We start from the raw sequence: 22,813 nt of genomic DNA, 5'->3' as shown, positions 1-22,813 counted from the left end.
ACCGGCCGTCACCGCTCCGCAGCCGAACCGCGGAGCGTGTCGGTAGCTGTAGTGAGGGAGTCGTTGAGCGCGGCGACGAACCGCTGCAGCACCGCTAGTTCACTGTCGTCGCACTCGGCCAGATACGCGCCGACGGACGTGCCGAGCCCTGTGAACAACGGAGCAACCACGTCCCGCGCCTGCGCGCCGGCCAAGGCGACAAGGACCCGGCGCCGATCCTGCGGATCTCGATCGCGGCGCACGAAGCCCGCCCGCTCGAGCCGGTCGATCATCGCGGTCACCGCACCTCCCCGGGTGATGCCGATACGGTCGGCCAATTGCCCTGGCGTCTGCGGTCCGTCCATGCTCAGCACATTGAGGCAGCTCAGGTCGGTGACGGCAAGCCCGAGCCGTGCGGCGACGGCCGAATGAAAGATGACGGTGCGGGTTGCCTGTATCCGCAGTTCCGTCTGCAGCGAACTCAGGGCCGCCCTCCGGGTTTTCCCTGATCCCATTTCACATCACTCCTTCTAATCTCTCTATATCAGAGAGGCTCTCAAATAGAGAGTACTTGAAGGCAAGAAGGAGATGCGGACATGACGACGAAGCGGGCGATACCCCTCTGGCTGCTGGTCATCTTTGTGGGAATCCAGTTCGGGGCCGGATGGTACGAGAAACTCGGCGTCATTCCGATGTGGGCGGACGCACCCCCCGACGAGCTGTTCCCGGCGATGGAGGCGTCCGGCTTCAAGAAGGCAGGCCGCGCGTTCTGGCCGTTCGTTTCCCCGGTGGTGGCGGTTCTGTCGCTGATCAACCTGTACCTCGCGTGGCGCACGCCGGTCGCCTTCCGGCGCTGGTGGATTGCGGGGGCCGCCATCATGTTCGGCTACTCGGTCTCGACCTACGCCTACTTCGCGACCCAGATGCTGATCTTCCAATCCAACGGCGCGGACTGGACTCCCGAGCGCGTGGAGTCCTTCGTTGACACATGGACCACACTGAACTACCCCAGGATGGCCATCGGCGCCATCGGCTGGCTGTGTGCGCTGCGCGCGCTGTCGCTGTCAGGGGTTACAACTCGGAACCACGCGCCCGCCGTGCCGACCGGCAACGCGGTCGGGTAGTCCGGGCGGAAGTCGCGCCCGCCCGATCGGGCGGGCAAACCGTCCGGCTACACCATCGCATGTCGTGCCGTCGACAGGTTGCGCCGATTGCAGCAAATCACCTGCGCCCTTCTGCGACAGGACATCTGGTCGCCGCAATGACGGCAACGACACACTCCTCGGCCACGATCGAGATCGGCTGGCCCGGCGCCCAGCGCGCGAAGCGCCAACGGTCACCCAACCGACCCGGTGCATCCACAGACGAAGTGGCACAAACGATCTCACCCAAAGGATTGGCCGCGACGTCGGCGGAAACTCCATCGAACCTCACACCGTGTGGATGCGCCACTGAATCAGCTGACCCCGCCGATCACTGCCTTTCCCTCGGCTGCGGCGGCCGCGAAGTACGGGCACAGGTCCTCGAACTCGTCATCCTCGTTCTCCTCGTCCCAGTCGGCTACCGTGGTGCCGAGGACCCAGCCTTCCGCGACCAGCCCCTCCGTGACCTGGCGAACCTCGTTCGGGGTGAGGACGAAGGCTGGTCCGTAGCAGAACTCGTACCCCGCGATGACGTCGCAGTGGTCGCCGGTCGCCCTGGCGAGCCAGGGGTAAGCGTCCCTCCAGTCGGCAGTGCCTTTCTCGGCCTCAGCGCGGCCTTCGGCGATGGCGCTGAGCGTGCGGTAGTCGTATCCGTAGAAGTCCGCCACCCGGCGGAGCCCGCCGGGGAGTGGCGCGGAGTCGTTCTCGGAGAAGAACACGGTGTGAATCAGTTCGGGTTTCTCGCGCATCTCTTCGAGCAGCGAAGGTTCGATCTTTGCCAGTTCCAACCACATGGACACGGGCAGCTACTTCCTATTCCAGATGTTCGATCGGTCCGGTTCAGCGCGCGTGCGGCGTATCCGGCAGCTTTACCACGGCGGTGCCGGCCTGGGATTCGCCATACTCCCAGCCCACGACCAGGCGAGCGCCGAGGCTGGCCAGGATGTCGGTAGTGAAGGGCCACCGGTCGGCGCTGCAGTAGTGCGCGCCGGCCGCCCGCGCGTCATCCTCGTCGAGGCAGAGCATGCGCAGGTGGTCGCGGAGCTCGGGGCGGGTGATCGCTGCCAGTGCTGCCTCCCATCTGCGTTCGGCTGTGTCGACGTAGCCCTCGTCGTCGAACGGCACCAGATGTTCGGGGCCGCGCTCGGTGAAGGTCGCCGCGCGCATCGCGTCGGCGAGAGTGCCATCGGTGGAGACCCGAAACAGTACGGTCAGCCAGTTGTTGAGCTTCTTGGAGCTCTCGTGGGTCAGATCTATGCCGTGCCGAGCGAGCAACGGGCCGAGTTCCGCGCCACGCACAAGTACCTGATCGGCGCCGGCGGTCGCGGCGGCGCGTATGTCGGCGACGAAGTCGTCACCGAAGGGTCGGGGGCCTTTGGACCCGGCCTCGCCCCACGGTCCCGTCTCGTCCAGCAGGTGATCGTCGAAGCGGAAGAGGGACCGGCTCAGGTCGAACCGCCACACCCCCGGGGACAAGGGGTACTCGTCGGCGCCAGGAAACGGTAGCTGCCTGGGCTCCGGCTCGGCGAGCGCTGCTGGGGTCGCCCAGGCACTCGGGAACAGGAACTCGTCCAGCGAGTCATCGGCGTAGTACACGCCGTACTCCGCCGTGGGGTCCTCGGCCGGCTTTCCGCCTAGCAGGATGTCGAAAGCGGCGGTCAGTTCGGCATCCCACGCACGGGTGCCTGCCGCTGGGCTTTCACTGGACGTCATGAGAACTCCTGTGTATCAAGTGGTTCGGCCTCGCTGACACGCTAAGGGCTGCCACCGACATTGATGTCGGTAAGCTGCGGCGCGACTGCTGGATAGTGGGGTTTCGACGGATCGCATGGACTGGTCATGAGGGCACTGCGGTGACGCCCCGACGGTTAGTCCGCCGCGCCCGCCATGAGTAGCTGGTGTAGCGCGCCGTCCACATCCTCGTGCTCGCCGAAGAGCCGCACCAGCAGTGCGCGCTCGGCCAGGCCGTGCTCCGCGGCCAGCACCAGTTCCAGTGCCGCGTCCCGCGCTTCGACGCCCGATTCCGCGGCGAGCGACGCCACGATGTCGGCTGCGCTCTCCCTGGTCCATACCCCGGGAATCGCGGCCGCGACCTCGCTCGCGGGCGGGGCGGCGCCGCGATACCAGTGGCCGCCCTCCCACCAGTAGCAGAAGGAGAGCAACCCGGACCCGGCGCGCGGGTTGAGCAGCGGGTTCGCCACCCACCCAGGCGCGCCCGCGTAGAGATCCGGCATGGGCGCGCCGGCGTTGTAGACCGCGTCCAGCACCGGGTCGTTCCATACTCCGCCGGAGAGCACCGCACGGCCGCCAGGGACCAGCCACAGCGAGGAACCGCTGCGTTCGGCGCCCTCGAACAGGCCGAGCGCGGGCAGCACCCGCGGCCCCCACGGAGATCCGGCCGCCACGAACGCCGCGGCGATCGCCGCCCAGCGCATCGCCAGCAACGGCAGCGCGGGCAATGTCGTCTCGATTTCCGGGGTGAGCGTGGCGGTCCGGGCCAGTGCCCCCGCCTGCTCGGCGGGCCGGGACTGCCGGTCCTCGTGCCCGATATGGGCTGCCAGCCAGACGGGGAGCCGCGCCCGCGGAAACGCCTCCAGGTCAGCCCGATACACCTCCGGTGGGAAGAGGTGATCGTCCGGAAAGGGCTCGGCGCCGAAGTCGTGCTCGGCACCGATCTCGCCGGACGCCGACGCCATCACCAGGTAACGCCACCACGGGCCACCGGGCAGGGCGGCCGATGCCTCACGGTACCGCCGGACCAGTGCCAGCACCTCCTCCGAGGGCAACACCTGGGCCGGATGGCCTTGCTCGTCGGTGAAGAAGACCGACGCCAGCTCCGATACGGCGGTCAGCGCGAACACCGCTTGCATCTCGTGCCAGCCCGGCGGGGCGAGCGCGATCAATTCCTCGGCGATCCGGCGGCTCGCCGCGTCGGCGAGCGGTGACTCGGAATCGGCGGAAGGCGAATCCTCTGCTGCGGTCATGAAAGCGGCACCTCCTCGATCGGGCCCGCACGCTACCACTCGGGAGCGAACGGCGCCGGTGCGGCGAATTCGTTTGCCCGTCATTGCGAATTCAACTGTCTGCGTTGTAATCCCACGACATCGAACGCCGAGAGGAGAGCTGTGGTGAGCAATCCGACGGGACGGTACGGAGCCGCCGCGGTGCAGCGATGACCATCCACATGCCCGAGGGGTTGCAGTGGCTGGCCTGGGTGGCCGGAACCACCTGGCCGGAGGGCGACGAGGACGTCGCATGGGCGGTGTCGGAGGCATGGAAGACGGCGAGCACGGAGCTGACGGCCCTGCTCGCCGATATCGATGCGGCCGAACAGGCCACCATCGACGCCTATCCGCAGGGCGAGGGCGGTACCGCGATGGGCGCCCGCTACGACACGCTGCGCACCGGTGAACATTCCATCGAGGCGCTGGCGAAGTTCATGAGCACCGTCGGCGACAGCACCTTCGACATGGGCACCGAGATCCAGGCCACCAAGATCACCGTCATCGTGACGCTGGCCTGGCTGGCGCTGGAGATCTTGTGGGCCTGGCTCTTTCCGCCCACCGCGCCCGCCGTGGAGGCGGCCGCCATCACCACCACGCGATCCTTTCTCAAGGTGTTCGAGGACTTCGTGCAGAAGGCGATCACCAATCTCGCTGCGCGCCTGGGTGCTTCGACCGCCAAGCGGCACTTCTGGACCCAGGCCGCGCGGCTGCGGCCAGTCTTTCCCACCGCGAAGGGCTGGGGCGTCTACGGTACGCGGGCCATAGAGGCGACCGCCATCGTCGGGACCATCAACGGCTCGGTGCAGGTCGGCCAGCTCGCGGCGGGCAAAAGACGGCACTTCAACGGCACAGAGTTCGGGCTGTCCATCCTCGCCGGTGTCGCGGGCGTGGTGCCCGGACGCGAATTCGGGCGCTACCTCGGGCACGGTATCGACAAGGTCGCGGGCAAGCAGTTGAACAACATCCCGGGCCGGGTCGGTCGTGGCGCGGTGATCGGTGGCGCCTCCGGCGCGGTCGGCACCATTTTCGGCAACCTGGCCGTGGGCGCCGCGACCAGAGACTTCTCGTCGTTCGCCTCCGGGCCGGGCTGGGTCGGCGGTGTCACGCGGGGTGCGGTGGTGGGCGGTGCGCGCGGCGGTTTCGCCATCGGCAAGCCGATTCCGCCGGGGCACGGCGACATTCGCTCCTATGTCTGGATGCCGAAACCGAATTCCGGCAATGCGGCGGCCCGGCCACCGGTGAGCGACGGTTCGTCCAGCGGGTCGAGTTCCCGGTCGTCCGGCCAGTCGGACAGCGGTTCCGGTGCGAGCGTGTCGTCCTCGGTTCAACCGGTGCACTCCACCGTTGCGGGCTCGTCGAGCCGGCCGCAGTCCTCGCACAGCAGCGTCTCCGGCAACAGCGTCTACCACGATGCCGCGAGCTCGTTCCAGAGCGGCGGGAGCAGTTCGAGCAGTGGGAGCAGTTCGAGCAGTAGCTCGGGCAACAGCGTCTACCACGACGCGCGCACCAATCAACCTCCGACCTCGTGGTCGTCCTCGGTCGACGGCGGCTGGACCCCACCGCCTCCGTCCGGCTCACACGCCGCTCCCCCGGTGCCGACGGGGTCGTCCTCCTCGTCGAGCAGCGGACATTCTGGCTCCGGCGGTGCGCAGCGACCCCCGCTCCCGCCGTCCGGTGCTCAGGTGACCGGCGCGAATGGCGGGAGCAGCAACGGAAACCCGATCGCCACCCACCACAGCGAACCCTTCCTGGGCGAGGGCAAGGACGTGCGCGGCAAGCCGCGGCCCAAGCAGTGGCCGTGGGTGGAACCGCTGCCCGGCCCGTATTCACCGCCATCGTCGAGTGGCTCCTCCGGGCAGCAGTGGTTACCGGCCCCGGGCGCCCCGCCCCCGGCGGGTGCGCCACTCGAGAACGCCGTCGAGCAGGTCGACGTCCCGTTCACCCCGTAATCCGACGACACAGAAGGGAGTGCCATGGCCGCGGACCGGTTGGAGGTCGATCCCCAGAAGCTGCGCCACGCCTCGGATCTGACCCGGGAGCTGTCGAACGACACCAAGGGAGTCGCCGAGAAGCTGCGCAACACCCTCAGCGGTATCGAGTCCGACGGCACCGTCATGCCGTGGGGTGACGACAAGCGCGGCCACAAGTTCTTCGACGGCGACAAGGGCTACAAGGCGGCGCGGGACAACCTGATCGAGGGCGCCATCGGCGCCGCGACCACGTTGGGCGACATGGCGACCGGTCAGCGTGATGCCGCGGACGCCCTGGCCGATACCGACTCCGGCAACGCCGGCCTGCTCGGGAAGCCGACGCCGTGACCGGGCAGCCCACCGTCAACGAACGCCTGCGCGCCGACATGGCGACGCTGGTGGAGGGTCTCGGCGAGCAGTTCCGCGGCATCGCCGAACTGCAGCAGCGGCGTTCGCGGCTCACCGAGACGGTGAGCGTGTGCGATCAGCGCATCGAGGTCACGGTGAACGCCGACGGCATCCTGATCGACACCAAGTTCGCCGACGACGTCCTGGATCTGACCCTCGAGGAGATCGCGGAGAACGTCACCGCGGCGGTCCAGGCCGCCGCGGCGAAGGCCGCCGAGCGCAGCCAGGAGCTCATGCGCCCGCTGCTGGAACGCAAGAACGCCCTGCCGAAACTCTCCGAGATCATCGAGGGCGCACCGGATCTGGGCTCGCTCATGCCGACGGCGCCCCCACCGCCGCTGCGCCCGCCGGACCCGAACCGCTGGCCCGACGACGACCATTCCGGCGCCCGCGCGCCCCGGTCCGTGGTGGCCGACAACGACGACTGACGCGGCGCACGTGGTGCGCCCATGCGACAAGAAGGGTGAACGGGATGGCTCTCGAACCGGGCACGTGGTCGGGCCTGAAGAACCAGGCGCAGGCCGGGTATCTGAAGTTCGACACGGCCGACGCGCTGGCCGCCGCTCGCGCCTGCGCCGATCTGGTCGACGACCTGCTCGGTATGGCCGAGGCTGTGACGAACCTGCGTCTCGACAATTTCGCGCCGATCGGCACCCTCACCTCCGGCACTCAGCTGGCGATGGCGTTCACCACCAAGGGAAACCGGCTGCGAACCATCCTCAGAGATCACGCCGACATCGTCACGGACATGGGCGAGACCTACATCGCGGCGGGCAAGGCGTTCGCGAACGCCGAGGGTGAGTCCGAGAGCGACTTCCGGGCGCTCAACGACCTGAAGATGCCGACCGTGGCCGGCCCCTACACCCCCGGCGCACGCAAGCCGGGCGGACCGGATGCCGAATTCGACAAGGCGAACGGCGGATTCGCCTGGATGGGCAAGGACGGCAAGCCGCACCTCCAGAACGCGAACGCGGAGAGCTTCCCCGCCTCGCTGAAGGACTACCAGGGCGAGAAGGATCCGGGCGTCACCGCCAGCATCGAGAACAAAGACAGCCTCGCCTTCAGCGAATTATACGAGCTGGGACGCGATCTCGACCCTGCTCCGGTGCTGGCCGCCGCGGGCACCTGGCACAGCATGGCCAACGACCTGCTCGGCAAGCTCAACACCTTCGTGAACGCCATCAACACCGGCACCGAGGCGTGGGAGGGGCAGGGCGCGACCGCGGCGGCCGCGGCGATCGGAAACTACTCCGACGGCGTGCAACCGCTGGCCACCTCGATGATCGCGATGAGCCAGAACCTGGACTACAGCGCGCAGTGGCTGCACCTGACAAAGCTCAGCATGCCCTCCAGCCCCGATCCCGGTGACTGCTGCCCGGGCCGGGTGACCCGCCGGTACCGCAACGAGTGGCAGAAGCACTACGGCGAGGGCATGAAGAACACCGTCTCGGCGATGCCCGTGGTGAACGGTCCGATCGCCCAGCCGGCGCCGCCGGGTGGTCAGGGCCAGAACCAGCCCGGGAACCAGCAGGGCAACGGCCAGTACGGCAACGGCAACGGCCAGTACGGGGTCGACCAGGACGGCTACGGGAACCAGCAACCGGATCCGAGGTACCAGCCGGGCAACGGGCAGGCCGACCCGGCGAGCCAGTCCGGTTACGACACAGCGGGTTCCGGCACAAGCCCGGGCCCTCGCAGCGCCGGATCGCACGGCGCCGAATCGGGCGGCACGGGTTCGGGCAGGGGTGCCCCCCTGCCCAACGGCGCCGAGAGCGGTGGCGGCAGCCGCGGAGGTTCCGGGTCGCAGGGGCAACTCCCACCCGGCTACGAAGCCGCGCAGAGGGAGGCCGAGTCCGCCGCGGCTCGCGCCGGCGGTGCGGCGACCCCGGTCGGCTCGTCCGGCGCTGGTTCGCCGAATGGCGGCGGGACGCAGTCGCGCCCGTCGAGTTCGGGGAATCCGTTCCCGCGCAGTAGCTTTCCCAGCGAGTCGGCGTCCGACTCGCCCTCGGGAGGCAGCGGCGCCAGCATGCCCAACGTCCCGTCGCTCGCGTCCGCTCCGCTGCCCAACGGCGCGAAGGGCAGATCGTCCGGCAGCGGTGGAACGGGCAGTGGGTCATCGGGTGCGGGTGCGGGTAGGTCCGGCGCGAGCGGGCTGGAGGACGCGCTCGCCAAGGCCACCGGTGCCGATCCGGCCCAGGTGCGTTCGATGCTCGGCGATCTGCCGAAGCTGCTGAACGAGAACACCCTGTCCAAGAAGAGCGGCCTCTCCCCGGAACAGGTGCGCTCGGTGCTGAAGAACATCCCGGAGGTGGCCGACGTCGGCGAACTGGCGAAGCTCACCGGTCTCGACCCGGCGCAGGTGCGGTCGGTGCTGAACAACCTGCCGAACGCGCTGGACGAGAAGGCGCTGGCGGCCGCGACCGGCACGAGTGACCACTCGCCCTGGCGTGCCGGCTTGCCGGGCCAGTCGTCCTCCGTGGCCGGGCTGCCCGGTCAGACGATGGGCGCCGACGGCGGCCCGGCGTCGTTCGCCCAGGCGGGCAAGGACTTCCTCGGCCAGATCGGTACGGCGCTCACCCAGGGACTGGAGTCGCTCGGTCAGCTCGGTGCCACCCTGCCCGGCGCGGACCAGTTGCAGGAGATGCTGCGCCGGTTCGACCCGGCCGCGCTCACCGCCGCCGTGGGCGATCTGGCGGTCGATCCGGCGTCCGGCGCGGGCGGCGGTGGCGCCGGTTCCGGTGGTGTGGGCAGCCCAGCTGGTCTGTCCGAGCATCCTTACCAGCAGGCCCGTGCGTTTCCGCGCGCGTCGCTGCCCGGCGCCGAACACCCGATGTATCCGGCCACAGCGGCGGCGGGCCAGGGCGCGCCCGGGATGGGCGGTGCCCCGATGATGGGTCCGGCCGGTGCCGGCGCGGGCGGCGGTGCGCAGGGCAATACCGCGCAGAAGCCGGCCAAGTACCTGAAGTCCAAAACGCATCTGGACGACGCCATCGGCGCCGTGCCAGACCGAGTGAAGCCGGTGATCGACTCGTGAGCCGAACCTGGGAGTTCACCGACCTGGAGTTCAACCTGCTGTGCGAGGAGGTGCGGCAGGGCGAACTGCCCGCCCCGTTCGTCTTCACCAGCCGCACCCGGCTGGCGGACGACTACGAGCGGGAGAAGTTCGAGGTCCAGCAGCAGTTGCGGGGACGGTTCGACCACGAACTGGACGCCATGGCGGGCGCCATCGCCCGACCTGACATCTTCATCGTGGCGCACGCCTGGGACGACCAGGATTTCGACAACCCGGAAGCGCGCACTCGGGTGCATGCCGTCCGGCAACGCGCCCGCGGGTACATCATCACCCAGCGCCCCGGCGAAACCCTCATGCACGCAGGTGGTTTCGACGCTGTCGAATGCGACCCGCACGCCCTGGCCGATACCGTGCTCGGGCTGCTGCCCACATGCAATGCAGGCAGTCTGGACGACATCCAGCTCGCCTTGCCGACCTCGGAACCCGCGATCGTCCACCAGGGCCCGTCGTCCGGCGTCATGGACAACGACGACACAGACGACGACACGGTCCGCAGCGACGCCTTCTTCGCGACCCCCGCGGTGAGCACCGGCATCGTCAAGGTCCTGCAGGGCCGTTCCAAGTACGGCCCGCGCGGCCGGATCGAAGCAGGCATGCTCTGGCGCGACCTCCCCGACGACGGCCGCTACGTCATGCCGCTGGACCACCCGGCCCCGGTCGCCACAGCGATGAGCAGTGACGGCCTCACCGAGTGGGTGCGCGAACAGATCGACCACATTCTGGCGCGCATGGAATCGCATATGGAGACAGAGGACTGACGACGCTCGATCGTGCCCCGCGCCGGGGGCGTCTCGGCGTATCCGAACGCACCGTGATGCCGATTGTCGCGAGTCGCCCGAGGTGTTGGTGGCGGCCGAGAACGTCGTGTTGCGAATAGGGACGCGCGGCAACGTGTTTCGATGTCGGCACGAGCGATAGCTTGGGTTGTGCTTACGGTGAGGATGAACGACCGAGCGGCGAGACTGCTCGGTGTGCGGGACGGCTTCGGTGGTCTGGATCCCGAGGAGGGTCTGGCCCCCGGTTTGCGTACCTGGGTGGACGGCGGGATCGAAAGTCGCGGCGAGGTGGTCTCCTGGGCCCCGATTCCCGCGGACGCTGACGACGCACCGGGGCGTTTGATCGACCTCTACGATTGGGAGCACTGGCACAACGACTTCCACCTGGAAGATTTCGTGTCCGTCGACTCCACGTATGCCGACGGGCCGATCGTCGGCGTCGACGCGCAGCGGACCCTGCTCAGGCAAGGGATCGCGTTGGCGCGGGAGGTCGGGCGGCTGGCCGGTGAGCTGAGCACGCCGATTCCGCTGCGGTGCATCATTAGGGCCAACGAAACCAACGGCAAGTTCGCGTTCTATCGGATTCGGCCCGAGGACAGTTGGGTGCTCGATGACCTCGACAGTGACGACCGTGGCTATGTAGTGATCATCGACTTCGTTCCTCGGCCTCGCGACAGGTTCCGAAGCGCGCGCATCGCTGCGGCGCAACGGGCGGCGCTCATCGACCTCGTCGACCTGCTCGCACCCGATGTCGAGAAGGCTCGTGGCAGATTGGCGTACGTCCTCGAGAATGCGTTGTGGTCAACGTTCGATCCCGAAGATGCGCTGATAGAGGCATTGTTCGACGGCATCGACAGCGCCTTGACCTACTTCCCTCGCGTTATCGCCGATCCCAACGCGATTCGCCGCCGCTTGGAGCTGATGCCCACCTGTCCGAAAGGACTGACCTGGGACTGGGACCGGTACGACGGCGATATCGGATCCTGGAACAGCGAGACCGATCTTCAGCCCTACTTGCGGTTGTTGGCCGATCGTTGTCGTGCGGTCGATACCGCGTTGATCGGCGTCTTCACCGGCGCGGATGGACTGGTGCTGGGTTTCCTGCCTTCGGACAAGCTCGAGCGATTCGTCGTTCTCGCCGCGACGGCCAAGGCAGAGATCGTCATCTACGGCTCGGTCGAGCCTGGCGAGCACTGAACCGGTTCCATCGATGACGCCTTCACCCCTGTTGCAACACACTCTCGTGGGTCCCCTAATCGCGTGTTTCCCAGCGGCCGCACCCTAGGTTCGACGGTGTGATCGAGGCCGTGAAGCGAGACGCCCCGGATTCGATGGATGCCCTGTTCGGCACCTCGGCCGACAACACGATATGAACTGTCGTCGACCGTATCGTCGACGGCGCTCGTGAGAGGTTCGGAAATGACGAAGGCCAGGTCCGGAATTTTTCCGTACCTGGCCTTTGCTCCAGTGGAGCTAAGCCTTGATCCACCGACGGGCTTGTGCCCGGTGGTGGCCGATGAATGAGAAAAGTGCCCTTCGAGCTGGGATGATCTCTGTTGTCTAGGCAGTGATCGGTCCAGTTTCAGAAGGGCACTTCGGGTGCAAGTTTCGCACAGGTTCGCCGCGGAGTCAGCGGTGTTCGATGATCAGAATCTCGTGTCGCTGGCCGGGCTGGTGCCGGTGATGGGTCTGGCCGAGCAGACCGGGCTTGGTGAGTTGCTGGCTCAGAAGGTGGCGATCGCGGAGCCGCGGATCAAGTCGGGGGCGGCGAATCCAGGCCCGAAGCTGGTCACGCTGATCGCGGGGATGTGCGCGGGCGCGGACAGCATCGACGATATCGATGTGCTGCGCAGCGGCGGCATGAGCAGAATGTTCGAGCGGGTGTATGCGCCGTCGACGGTTGGAACCCTGTTGCGGGAGTTCAGTTTCGGTCATGCACGGCAGTTGGAGTCGGTGTTGCGGGCACACCTGTCGCGGTTGTGCGAACGGGTCGAGTTGTTGCCCGGCGCCGGTGTGCGGGCGTTCATCGATATCGACTCGCTGCTGCGGCCGGTGTACGGGTATGCCAAACAAGGCGCGTCCTACGGGTTCACCAAGATCGCGGGCAAACAGGTTCTGCGCAAAGGGCTTTCACCGCTGGCGACCACGATCAGCACCGATCTCGCGGCGCCGGTGATCGCGGGAATGCGGCTACGTGCCGGGAGAGCCGCCTCGGCCAAGGGTGCCGGGCGGATGGTCGCCCAAGCCATCACCACTGCCCGGGCGGCCGGGGTGAGCGGTGAGATCCTGGTCCGCGGAGACTCGGCGTTCGGTGGCCGGGCCGTGATCGGCGTGTGCCGCCGCCTCGGGGCACGGTTTTCGCTGGTGTTGACCAAGAACCGTGCCGTGGCGCGGGCGATCGCGTCGATCCCCGCCGATGCGTGGACACCGGTGAAGTATCCAGGCGCGGTCCGAGATCCCGACACCGGGGACTGGATCTCTGACGCCGAAGTCGCCGAAATCCCGTACACCGCTTTCGCCTCCAGGCCCGATCGGGTCACTGCCCGGCTGATCGTGCGCCGCGTCCGCGATGCCGCCCGCCAGGACGAACTGTTCCCGGTCTGGCGGTACCACCCGTTCTTCACCGATTCGACCGAACCCACCGTCGATGCCGACCTCACTCACCGCCGCCACGCGATCATCGAGACCGTGTTCGCCGACCTGATCGACGGCCCGCTGGCACACATGCCCTCCGGGCGGTTCGGCGCGAACTCCGCCTGGGTGCTGTGCGCGGCGATCGCCCATAACCTGCTGCGCGCCGCTGGCGCGCTCGCCGACCCGCAACTGGGCAGAGCCCGCGGAACCACGCTGCGACGCAAGATCATCGCAGTTCCCGCCCGGTTCGCCCGTCCGCAGCGAAAACCTGTGCTGCACCTGCCCGCGCACTGGCCTTGGGCCACGGCTTGGCGGCAGTTGTGGCACGCCACCACCGCCGCACTCTCGACCGCCTGAACACCCGCAACCGTCCCTACGACCAGGAACAACAGTGGAAGGGCTGGGCAGACCAGCGGCTACCGGCTACCCAAAACCCGCTGGTCCGCGCGCCGGCGGCGCGCGGACCACCGACAAACCGCATCCGTGGATCAAGGCTAAGGGGACTCGAACCCCTGACCCCTACAAAGAGATTCATGAGGCTCATCGGTCCGGCGAGGCATCGATGTTCGGCACAGACACCAACGATCACCCCCGCGACGGCAACGGAAGTGACCGCACCGACAGGAATCGATATCGACGAATTACGTTCGGCCAGACCGGAAAACAGCGCACAACGAGGAACACCCGTCAGGACCGAACTGCACGGCTTCCCCACCGGGCTACCCCGAACGCACCCCCACCGCGAGGCATGGTAGCGGGCAGGCCTGGCCCCGCGCGCACCCGCCGGTCCGGCGACGATGGCTGCCTGTTCGCATCAAGCGATGATTGCCGGCGCAGCGGAAGCGCATCGAGATCCGATTCTGACGAATCGCTCAGCACCGCAGCGCAATTAGGCCAAGATTGCAACGATTTCACGCCGGAGCCTGCCACACGAATGTCTGCGCACATCGGTCGCTGGGGTCGTCGAGCTCCAGCAAGTCTGTGACCGGACAGGGGCGCCTCGCCGACGAAATCGGCTCGGGCGAAAGATGATCGGCCGGTCGAGTCCGGGTGTGGTTGGATGGGGGCGTGATCAACGGTTCCGCGGTCAATTCGGCGGTCGATCGTGTCTTCACCATGGCGACGGTGGAGGAGTCTCAGTCACTGGATGGGTTGGTGGAGGCCGTTTCTCGGTTTCGGGGGCGGCCGTTGCGGGTGATCGAGGATTCGGCGCTGCCGGCGGGGGTGTTCGCGCAGTGGATTCAGTTTCGGGATCACGATGAGGTGAGTGTCGCGTCCTGGGTACAGACTCGGGATCGGACTATTGCGCACGAGCTCGGTCATATCGTGCTGGGGCATCAGGGTCGGCCGGTGCTGGAGCTGGCACAGGCGGTGCTGCCGGCGGAGGTGCACGATATGGCTGCGCTGATGTTGCGCAGAGAGTGCGGGAATTCTGTTGCGGCCGACGAGGAATCGGCTGCGGAACAATTCGCGAGCCTGCTGTTGAATCGGTTGCAGAGGATCGGTCGCAAAGAGCCGCGGTTGCGGTCTCGCTGGGGTGAGGCGCTAGGGTGAACGCAATGGTTCTGGCGCCCTTGATGTGGATCGCCGTGGTCAGCCGGGCGTGGCGGTGGTGGTGGTCGCGCAGCTGGGTGCTGGGGAGCACGGCGGTTGCGTTGGGCGTTGTCGCCGTGCATTTGAGTCTCAATATCCCGGCGGTGGAAACGCTGGTGCAGGCTGTCGTGCCGATTTCCAATTTTTCGACCGGACTGCGCATGGTGCTGTTCAATTTGATGGCTGCCTCCTCGGGTGTGCTGGCATTGGCCGTGACGAGCGATCCGGAGAGGCTGGTGCGCGGGGCACGCGCACTCGGCCTGATCGCGATAGCCGGTTCAGTGGTGGCATTGGCGATTTTCGCCTGCGCGCCAACGGTTCCGCAGGCGGCAGGGGGATTCGAGTTCGACATCTCGTACAGTCATCTGCCCGGATACGCCGAGGCCGGCATCGCCGGTGCGCTGTTCCCGGCTTTGCTGTGCCCGGCGCTGATGGTGATGACCGCCCGTGCAGCGGACGTGCGCAGCCTGACCGGCTGGAGTTTGACCCTGCTGTCGGTGGGGCTGGCGGCGGCGACAGTGTGGGCGTGGATTCGGCTGAGCTACTTCGTGGCGGCGCGCTATCTCGGTGCGCCACAGCTGCCGGCGGTGTTCGAGGTGACCCGGGCGGTTTCCGCGGTGGGCGTGCTGGTGATCTTCGTCGGCATGATGTTGTCGCCGATCGTGTCGTGGGTGCGTGCGAAGCGGACCTTGTGGGCGATCGGCCCGCTACATCGGGAGTTGATGTCGCGCCGGCCGGGGGTGCGCCAGCCGTCCCGCCGGGGCAGTAGCGCCGATGAGCGGGCCGGTGACCGGGTCACCGAGTTGCTGGACGCGTTGAGTATGGAAGCCGAGAGCGCCGCACAGCCCAGCGGTTCTGTCGCCGATATGCCGGAAGTGGCTGCGGCAGTAGCAGATTGGCTGTTACACGGGCGGCTGTCGCCCGCGTTGAGTAGCGCCGGTATTCGATCGGCGGTACTCGAGGCGGAGCTTGACCGCACGTGGGCGTTGACCTTGGCACGAAAATATCGGGATGGACAACGGGAGGTTTCGGCGTGACGGAAACGATGGCGCCGCAGGCGCGCGCGGCTCGGGTGATCACTGAGCTCGGGGCGCCATGGGTGATCAATATCGTTACCGGGACGGTCGCCGGATTCGCTGTGGGTGCTCCCGGGTGGGGGCTTTTCGTCGCCGCGATCACGGGTGGGATCCCGATGATCATCATCCTGGCCGGTGTGCGGCGCGGTATCGCGAGCGATCACCATGTGACCGATATCGACGGTCGGCGCTGGGTGATTCCCGCGATTCTGGGCATCGTGGGTGTGGGCCTGATCGTCGAGATCGTGCAGGGCGCGCCGCGCGATCTGATCGCATGGACGGTGGCCGGGCTGGTTGTCCTGTTCGGCATCGGAATCGTGACCGTGATCGGCAAATGGAAGGTGAGCGTCCATACCGCCGTGAGCGCGGGAACCACTGTCCTGCTGGCGTTGATCGCGTCACCGTGGTTCCTGGCCGCATTGCCGCTGACTATCGTCAATGGATGGTCGCGAGTGTGGCTGGGTGACCACACTCGCGGGCAGGTCGTCGTCGGCTCCTTCGTGGGTGCGGCGCTCGCCGCCGCGGCCTATCAGCTGGCGTCCTGAATCAGCGGTCCGCGCCGCCTTCGGCAGTGCTGCGGCGGAGCTCCTGGAACCCGACCTCGAAAACCCTGGAAGGGTCGTAGCTGCGGGCCGCGACCTGTTCGGCGCCCGAATCGCGGATCGAACTGATCCAATCAATATGACGCCGGATCTCCGCATAGGACTCCGGTGACCCGAAATAGTCGATCGGAACGCGGAATACGGTGGCGATATCGGTCACCGTCGGCAGCGTGGGTGAACGTCGCTTACCTGACAACAGTTGTGACATGTAGCCGGTGGTCATCCGGCCACCGTTGGCCCGGATCATGTCGACCACCTCGGTCTGACTGTATGGGCCCCGTCCGCGCGGATACACCGTCGCGAAGAGAAACCTCAGTCGCTCGGCAAACGCCGGGCCGACTTCGGGTTCCGCTGGCGCGTCATTGTTTTCGAGGTTCGACATAGCCCCGGACCTCCTCCTTCTTCATCGTCCGTCGGCGCACCCGCCCGGCAGAACTCCATGGCTACTTTATCCACACTCACAACTTGCTTCTGCAACTTGCAATAGCAAGCTGAGCCGCTTAAGGTCACCATAGCCGTCCTGACCGGTCGGCATGGGGCGGTCCCGGCCATGGGGGAGTCCCGGTTCGCTCGTGGAGGGGGCAAGCGAACCATCCGTGGTTGGCAGGGCCGGGCGGTGCACACTGGCGTGCATCCCGGCACCTGCTGCAGGGGATTCGAGTCAGCAGGCAGCACCCTCTGGCGCCGACTCGGCCGATCCGGAGCAGAACAACGGGAACGGTGCTCATGATCCGCCACGACGGACTCAGCGACCCGACCACCACGGTGGCGTTCCGCCATCCTCGACTGCTCCCGTGCGCTGAAGTCGGCGAAGGTATCGCCCACGTCATGCGACACGAGCATCCGGTACCGAAGCCCATACCGAGATTCGACCTCGTAGGACTCACAGATCGCGAGGACTGTCGTCTCGGACAGCGCCGATACCTTGCCGGTGCGCTCGCAGGATTGCGTACACGGAGGACGGTTCCAGTACTCCAATCGGCCGTCGATGGGCTTGGCCGCGACACCGGTGTCGGCGGTACCGGAATCCGGAACGGTCAGGTTCGGGCTCGCGGACGGTGGCGAAAAGTTGTTTGCCACAACAGGATCCATGCCACGTCTCCGTGACCGGTCACCCCGATGTGGTGGGTCGTGGAGAAATTTGCGCTCACGGCCTATGGGCAGCACGGACGATGCCGTCCATTCCTCACCCCGGCGGGCCGGAGAAGACCGCGAGGTAATCCTCACGTGTCCAGCCGACGTACCGGACCGTGTCTGGGTGGAGCATCATGAAGCTGGATCTCATCTCGACATCGAATCCGGGGTTCTTTTGATGGTTGTACTTCTACTCCGCAACAAGTAGCGGCGGGCGCCCGGCGATTGGGACCACGCGGCGAGTGGAAATCGGTTCTCCGATCCAGGTCTGCGCGGGTGTACTGACGATATGACGATCACATCTGCCACGATGCGTGCCGCCGGGTCGATCTGTCGCCTGTGTTGGCGTTGGCCGTCGCGTTCTACTCCGAGGACGGTTTCGCCACCGGCGAACCCGAGTTGCGTGGCAACCTCGCGACGTTGCTCGCCTCGCCTGCGGCGCGAGTCGCGGTGGCGCATTCAGTGGATCGGCTGCTCGGGTTCGCCGTCACCACTACCAGCTTCGGTCTGGAGAGTGGACTGGTTGCCGAACTCGAGGATCTGTTCGTGGTGCCTGCTGCGCGGCGCCGCGGGCTGGCCGGACAGCTCATCGAGGACAGTGTCGGGTGGGCGCGCGAGCGAGGTTGCCGGTGTCTGGAGTTGGTCATCGCGCCGAACGGCCGCGATGTCGGGCACTTGTTCGCCTACTATCTCGCACGCGGTTTCCACGACGATGGTCGTCGCCTGATCAGCAGGCGGCTCTGATTCGACCTGCCGTCAGCTGAGATCCAACGCCGAGCAAGTAGCGCTCATGGCTCCCCTTTATGTCAAGAGGCAGTTGGGAGTCCGGCGTTAGGCTGTTTGGAGGTAGGTCCGGGTTGTGGCTTGTCCGAAGGATCGGTGTGCGGGGTCGGGCCGGTCACGCTGGAGTCAGTCGTCGTTCCCGAATGCCCTCCCTGAGGTTCACCCGAGGAAGTGGACACCGAGTTAGCAGGATCGTTGGTTCTGCTGGTAAGGATGTTCGTTATGCCTCCTCGCAAGCGTCGGTCGTTCACGGCCGAGTACAAGGTCGAGGCTGCACATCGTGTGATCGATTCCGGTCGTCCGATCGCCGTGGTCGCGCGTGAGCTCGGTATTCACGAGACCGTGTTGAGTACCTGGGTCAAAGACGAGCGGCGCAGGATCGCCGCGGCCGAGGTCGGGGGCGAGAAACCTCTGGACGCGGCCGAACGGGCGGAGTTGCTGCGTTTGCGCAGGCAGGTGTCGGAGCTGGAGAAAGACAACGCGTTCCTGGCAAAAGCTTCGGCGTACTTTGCCGCGATGCAGAACAACCGGCCCGGTTCGATCTGATGGCGAAGTACGCCGGCCCCGACGACATCGCCGACACCGCGGGCACCGGCAAACCGGGACAACGGTTCTCGATCCGACGGATGGCACGCCTGCTCGGCGTGTCGGCGTCGGGCTACTACATGCATGTCAAGCGCAGGGCAGCAACGGTTTCGACGCCACGTCAGCAGCGTCGTGCCGATCTGACGGTGAAGATCTTGGACGTGCACGCCGCCTCCGACGGTACATACGGTTCTCCGCGAATCACCGCCGAACTCCGCGAACGGGGCGAGGTGGTCAGTGCCAAGACCGTCGCGGCGATCATGGCGCGGATCGGGATCGAAGGCATCAGTCCACGCACCTTCAAGGTGCGAACGACCGTGGTCGATCCGGCGGCGTCGTTCCCGCCGGATCTGGTGCGCCGTGACTTCGACCAGGGGCGCCTGGATGCGGTCTGGACGACCGATTTCACGTATCTGACCTGCGGCGAAGGCGACATGTACTTGTGTGCGATCCGGGACGGGCATTCCCGCCGCGTGCTCGCCCACGTCATAGCCGATCACATCGGTTCCGACGTGGTGTGCCAGGCGATCGACCAGGCCGTAGCAGTGCGCGGGCATCCGGTCGCCGAGACCGTGCTGCACTCCGATCGCGGGGGCGAGTTCACCGCGGGATTGACGGTGCAAGCCTGCCACCGTCACGGGCTGAAACGGTCGATGGGCGATACCGGAATCTGCCCCTTATCCGGCTAATATCCACCGATTCCTCTGGTCAAGGGGGGTGCGGGGGTGTTCGGCGATTCGTGTGACCGCGTGTCGGCTGACCCGGAGTAGACCTGTCGGGCATGAGCACGGACAACCGTGATCGACTGCGCCTGGAACACGAAGCCGACCGGTGGTATCTGGCGGGCACGGGTTCCGATGGGTTGCGGGTGATCGATGAGTATCTGGGTTATCTGGCTGATCGCAACTATTCACCGAAAACGTTGCGGGCCTATGGATTCGACCTGGTGATGTTTGGGCGGTGGCTACTCGGTGAGGGCCTCGGGGTCGACGATGTGACCACGCCGGTGCTGCTGCGGTATCTGGCGGCGTGCCGGGCGGCGCGGTTGCCGGGACGGCCGGGCCCGAATGTGGTGGACCTGTCGGGCCGGCGGCTGGATGGGTATGCGGCCGCGACGGTGAACCGGCGGCTGGTGGCGGTGTCGGGATTGTTCGCGTTCCGCGCGATGCGCGACCCGGCGCTGTCGAGTCCGGTGCCGAAAGGCCGTGAAGCGCAACGGTTCGTGCCGGGTGAGAAGACCGGACTGCTGGCGCATCTGGTGCGCAAACCGCGACCGCGGTCGGCACTGCGGTTGCGCGAACCGCGACGGCTGCCGAGGCCGTTGGCGGTGTCGGAGGCGGCACGTTTGCTGGCGAGCCTGCGGACCTGGCGCGACCGCGCGATCGCCGGGCTGATGCTGTATTGCGGGTTGCGGTCGTGCGAGGTGCTGGCTCTCGACGTCGCCGATGTCGATATCGGGCGGGGCTGGATCCGAGTCTGGGGCAAGGGCGCCAAGGAACGCGCGGTCCCGCTCGACGGTGACCTGGCCCGCGTGATCCAGGGCTACCTGTTGGCCGAGCGACCCGAATCAGCTTCTGCGCGTTTGTTTCTGGTCGCCAAGGGCCCGAACCGCGGCCAGCCGCTCACCCCGGCCGGGTTGCGGACGATCTTTCGTTATCACCGGCAGCTGTCCGGTGTCACCGCCGGGCATCCGCACGCGTTGCGGCATTCGTTCGGCACCGCGCTGGCTGAGGCCGGAGTCGACCTGTCGGTGATGCAGGCGTTGCTCGGGCACACCCATGTCGACACCACCGCCCGCTACATCCATCTGGCCCCGAAGCGGGTGAAGGAGGAATTCGATGCCGCTCGCGCACGTATTCGCCGCCAGGTCTGACGCCGACAACATCTACCACGCCTACCTGGCCGAGCTGGCGCGCACCGGCCGAGGAAGCGGCCCCTACTACAGTTCGGCCCGCACGTTCCTGCAGCGCTGGCCCGATCCGCAAGGCTGGGCTGATGAGCCGCTCGAGCTGCGGTGCTCGGCGAACTCCTCAACGCGTCCGTTCATCACGTTCCTGATGCTGCACGGCTGGTTGCGGCCCGGCTACGACTACCTGCTCGAACGCAAGATCTCCAGCCTTTGGCGCGAGATCGACGCCTCCCCGATCGGACCCGATCTAGCTCGATACCTCACTGTCGCAAGGGAACTCGGATTCAGCCAGCGGGTCCGCACGGCCACCGGCTCGCAGGCGCCAGCGCGGCTGCTGATCCAGACCGGCCGCCGCCTGCACCAGCTCACCACCGGCGATCTCGACGAGTTCGCCCACGCCTGCCGCGACCGTCAGCACCGCACTGGCAAAGGCTGGCACCACTACAAGGCCGCGCTGGCCAACACGCACCTGGTGCTGTTCCACCTCGGTATCCTGCCCGAACCGCCCCGCCGCGGCGGCCCCTGGGACTTCGCGGTCCGCCTCGACGGCATCACCCCGGCGATCGCTGAGGCGATGATCGACTACCTCAACGCCAAACGCGGCACCTGCACCCGCCACACCGTCTCCAGCATGGCCACACGGCTCACCGGGTTCGGCCGGTTCCTCACCGATCTCGACCCCATCCTGACCCGGCTGTCACAGCTGGACCGGCGCCGCCACATCGAACCCTGGCTGGCCAGCCTGGCCGACGTGGTCAACAGCAAGACCGGCGAACCGATCGGCGTCGCCGACCACGCCCGCCGCGTCGTCGCGGTCAACACCTTCCTCACCGAAATCACCGATTGGGGATGGAACGAGGCACCGAAGCGGAAACTGTTGTTCCGCAACGATGTCCCCCGTCTCCCGCGCCCGCTGCCACGCTACATCCCGGTCGACGCCGACCGGCGCCTTGCCGACGCCCTGCACGCCAGTGACCACGAACTCGCCGCCTCGGCGTTGCTGCTCGCACGCGCGGCCGGACTGCGGATCGGGGAACTGCTCGACCTCGAAATCGACTGCCTCCACGAGATTCCCGGCGAGGGAGCATGGCTGAAAGTCCCGCTCGGCAAACTCGACACCGAACGCATGGTCCCCCTCGACGACGAAACCGTCGAACTGATCGACCGGATCATCGAAATACGCAGTCCCGGAAGACCATTACCGCACCCACGGACCGGGAAACCGGCCCAGTTCCTGTTCACCCGCCACGGCGGCCGACTCTCCCAGCAAGCCGTCCGCCACGAACTCGACCGCGCCGCGACCGCCGCCGGGATCGGCCACCTCACCCCGCACCAGTTGCGCCACACCTATGCCACCGCCCTGGTCAACGCCGGAGTCTCCCTGCAATCGCTGATGGCACTTCTCGGACACGTCTCCGCTCAGATGAGCCTGCGCTACGGGAAACTGTTCGACACAACCGTCCGCACCGAATACGAACGCGCCCTCACCCTCGCCAAGGACCACCTCGCCGCGCTGCCGACCACACCCGCCGGCACCAAAGCACTACCGTTGGCCGACATCACCGGCGGCGCGAATTGGACACAGACCCCGGCACTGAAATCCCGTCTGGCAGGTGGCTTTTGCCTGCGCGCCCCCGCCCAGGGCGCCTGCCCCTACGCCAACATCTGCGAGCACTGCCCGAACTTCCGCACCGACCTCACCTACCTGCCCATCCTGGCCGCCCAACGCGCCGACGCCCGGAAACTCGCCAACGACGCCGAACAACGCGGCTGGATCGCTGAAGCCGACCGCCACCACAAACTCATCGCCCGACTCGACACCGCCATCGCAGACATCCAGAAATCAGCCGGATAACCGGGAAAACCAACCGGCGGAACAAGATCAGCCCTGATTAGCCGGATAATGTTGGGACAACAGCCCCGCCGAATCATTCTGGTCGACCTACAAACACGAATCCTATTACCGGCACGTCTACGCCACAAAGGCTGAACTCGTTGCCTCGGTTGACAATTGGATCCGAAGATACAACCATGATCGGCGCCACTCCGCCCTCGGGATGCTCAGCCCCATACGCTACGAGAAATCCCTGACAGACGCAGCCAAGGCTGCTTGAAACCCTGTCCACCATTCGGGGTGAACCTCA

General features: G+C 66.9%; 21 protein-coding genes and 1 pseudogene. 17 read left to right on the top strand and 5 right to left on the bottom strand.

Annotation, left to right across the window (positions count from 1 at the left end; all coding sequences use genetic code 11):
- Window positions 1–8 precede the first annotated feature (8 nt).
- A complete protein-coding gene (locus tag AC3EO7_RS30350; protein WP_431971011.1) occupies window positions 9–494 on the bottom strand; it encodes a MarR family winged helix-turn-helix transcriptional regulator in 486 nt (161 codons plus the stop codon).
- Between the two features lie 81 nt (window positions 495–575).
- Between AC3EO7_RS30350 and AC3EO7_RS30345 the strand changes: the two genes are divergently transcribed.
- On the top strand, window positions 576–1,103 hold the full coding sequence (locus AC3EO7_RS30345) for a DUF1772 domain-containing protein (RefSeq protein ID WP_431971012.1): 528 nt from the start codon (window positions 576–578) through the stop codon (window positions 1,101–1,103).
- A 332-nt stretch (window positions 1,104–1,435) separates the two neighbouring features.
- Here AC3EO7_RS30345 and AC3EO7_RS30340 read toward each other — a convergent pair whose 3' ends face one another.
- The 3 genes from AC3EO7_RS30340 to AC3EO7_RS30330 form a co-directional block, all read right to left on the bottom strand.
- A complete protein-coding gene (locus AC3EO7_RS30340; protein ID WP_431971013.1) occupies window positions 1,436–1,921 on the bottom strand; it encodes a hypothetical protein in 486 nt (161 codons plus the stop codon).
- Window positions 1,922–1,961: 40 nt separating this feature from the next.
- Window positions 1,962–2,834 carry a hypothetical protein gene (locus tag AC3EO7_RS30335; protein ID WP_435593088.1) on the bottom strand — a complete coding sequence of 291 codons (873 nt, stop codon included), beginning with the start codon at window positions 2,832–2,834 and terminating at the stop codon, window positions 1,962–1,964.
- 155 nt (window positions 2,835–2,989) lie between these two features.
- Window positions 2,990–4,105 carry a hypothetical protein gene (locus AC3EO7_RS30330; protein ID WP_431971015.1) on the bottom strand — a complete coding sequence of 372 codons (1,116 nt, stop codon included), beginning with the start codon at window positions 4,103–4,105 and terminating at the stop codon, window positions 2,990–2,992.
- 188 nt (window positions 4,106–4,293) lie between these two features.
- Between AC3EO7_RS30330 and AC3EO7_RS30325 the strand changes: the two genes are divergently transcribed.
- From AC3EO7_RS30325 to AC3EO7_RS30280, 10 genes are all read left to right on the top strand, one after another.
- Window positions 4,294–6,075 (top strand): WXG100-like domain-containing protein, encoded by a 1,782-nt coding sequence (locus tag AC3EO7_RS30325; protein ID WP_435593087.1) that lies wholly within the window; start codon window positions 4,294–4,296, stop codon window positions 6,073–6,075.
- 24 nt (window positions 6,076–6,099) lie between these two features.
- On the top strand, window positions 6,100–6,444 hold the full coding sequence (locus tag AC3EO7_RS30320; protein ID WP_435593086.1) for a hypothetical protein: 345 nt from the start codon (window positions 6,100–6,102) through the stop codon (window positions 6,442–6,444).
- Window positions 6,441–6,932, top strand: coding sequence for a YbaB/EbfC family nucleoid-associated protein (locus AC3EO7_RS30315; protein WP_435593085.1), 492 nt, complete (start codon window positions 6,441–6,443; stop codon window positions 6,930–6,932). Before AC3EO7_RS30320 ends, AC3EO7_RS30315 begins: the two co-directional genes overlap by 4 nt.
- 44 nt (window positions 6,933–6,976) lie before the next feature.
- A complete protein-coding gene (locus AC3EO7_RS30310) occupies window positions 6,977–9,538 on the top strand; it encodes a hypothetical protein (protein WP_435593084.1) in 2,562 nt (853 codons plus the stop codon).
- Window positions 9,535–10,335 carry an ESX secretion-associated protein EspG gene (locus tag AC3EO7_RS30305; RefSeq protein ID WP_431971020.1) on the top strand — a complete coding sequence of 267 codons (801 nt, stop codon included), beginning with the start codon at window positions 9,535–9,537 and terminating at the stop codon, window positions 10,333–10,335. The genes AC3EO7_RS30310 and AC3EO7_RS30305 overlap by 4 nt, the downstream gene beginning before the upstream one ends.
- A 183-nt stretch (window positions 10,336–10,518) precedes the next feature.
- Window positions 10,519–11,550 (top strand): DUF6630 family protein, encoded by a 1,032-nt coding sequence (locus tag AC3EO7_RS30300; protein WP_435593083.1) that lies wholly within the window; start codon window positions 10,519–10,521, stop codon window positions 11,548–11,550.
- Between the two features lie 402 nt (window positions 11,551–11,952).
- Window positions 11,953–13,344 (top strand): IS1380 family transposase, encoded by a 1,392-nt coding sequence (locus tag AC3EO7_RS30295; RefSeq protein ID WP_435593082.1) that lies wholly within the window; start codon window positions 11,953–11,955, stop codon window positions 13,342–13,344.
- A 711-nt stretch (window positions 13,345–14,055) separates the two neighbouring features.
- Window positions 14,056–14,541, top strand: a complete 486-nt coding sequence (locus AC3EO7_RS30290; RefSeq protein WP_435593081.1) for an ImmA/IrrE family metallo-endopeptidase — start codon at window positions 14,056–14,058, stop codon at window positions 14,539–14,541.
- 5 nt (window positions 14,542–14,546) lie between these two features.
- A complete protein-coding gene (locus tag AC3EO7_RS30285) occupies window positions 14,547–15,617 on the top strand; it encodes a hypothetical protein (RefSeq protein WP_435593080.1) in 1,071 nt (356 codons plus the stop codon).
- Window positions 15,614–16,201, top strand: a complete 588-nt coding sequence (locus AC3EO7_RS30280) for a phosphatase PAP2 family protein (RefSeq protein WP_435593079.1) — start codon at window positions 15,614–15,616, stop codon at window positions 16,199–16,201. Before AC3EO7_RS30285 ends, AC3EO7_RS30280 begins: the two co-directional genes overlap by 4 nt.
- A gap of 1 nt (window position 16,202) precedes the next feature.
- Here the strand turns inward: AC3EO7_RS30280 and AC3EO7_RS30275 are convergent, their stop codons facing one another.
- A complete protein-coding gene (locus tag AC3EO7_RS30275) occupies window positions 16,203–16,505 on the bottom strand; it encodes a hypothetical protein (protein ID WP_435593078.1) in 303 nt (100 codons plus the stop codon).
- 1,235 nt (window positions 16,506–17,740) lie between these two features.
- Between AC3EO7_RS30275 and AC3EO7_RS30270 the strand changes: the two genes are divergently transcribed.
- From AC3EO7_RS30270 to AC3EO7_RS30245, 6 genes and pseudogenes are all read left to right on the top strand, one after another.
- Window positions 17,741–18,136 carry a GNAT family N-acetyltransferase gene (locus AC3EO7_RS30270; RefSeq protein ID WP_435593077.1) on the top strand — a complete coding sequence of 132 codons (396 nt, stop codon included), beginning with the start codon at window positions 17,741–17,743 and terminating at the stop codon, window positions 18,134–18,136.
- Between the two features lie 210 nt (window positions 18,137–18,346).
- The gene (locus tag AC3EO7_RS30265; RefSeq protein WP_195134258.1) at window positions 18,347–18,721 is read left to right on the top strand and encodes a transposase; all 375 of its coding nucleotides are present in this window, start codon (window positions 18,347–18,349) and stop codon (window positions 18,719–18,721) included.
- Window positions 18,721–19,449, top strand: coding sequence for an IS3 family transposase (locus AC3EO7_RS30260; protein WP_435593076.1), 729 nt, complete (start codon window positions 18,721–18,723; stop codon window positions 19,447–19,449). The genes AC3EO7_RS30265 and AC3EO7_RS30260 overlap by 1 nt, the downstream gene beginning before the upstream one ends.
- Window positions 19,450–19,541: 92 nt before the next feature.
- Window positions 19,542–20,633 carry a tyrosine-type recombinase/integrase gene (locus tag AC3EO7_RS30255; RefSeq protein WP_435593075.1) on the top strand — a complete coding sequence of 364 codons (1,092 nt, stop codon included), beginning with the start codon at window positions 19,542–19,544 and terminating at the stop codon, window positions 20,631–20,633.
- Window positions 20,599–22,524, top strand: a complete 1,926-nt coding sequence (locus AC3EO7_RS30250) for a tyrosine-type recombinase/integrase (protein WP_435593074.1) — start codon at window positions 20,599–20,601, stop codon at window positions 22,522–22,524. Before AC3EO7_RS30255 ends, AC3EO7_RS30250 begins: the two co-directional genes overlap by 35 nt.
- Before the next feature lie 61 nt (window positions 22,525–22,585).
- Window positions 22,586–22,783: pseudogene (locus AC3EO7_RS30245) on the top strand (integrase core domain-containing protein); the annotation flags it as partial.
- Between the last annotated feature and the right edge of the window lie 30 nt (window positions 22,784–22,813).

Source organism: Nocardia sp. bgisy118, assembly GCF_057708605.1.
The sequence above is the reverse complement of the archived record's forward strand: the minus strand, read 5'-3'. Positions and strand labels throughout refer to the sequence as shown.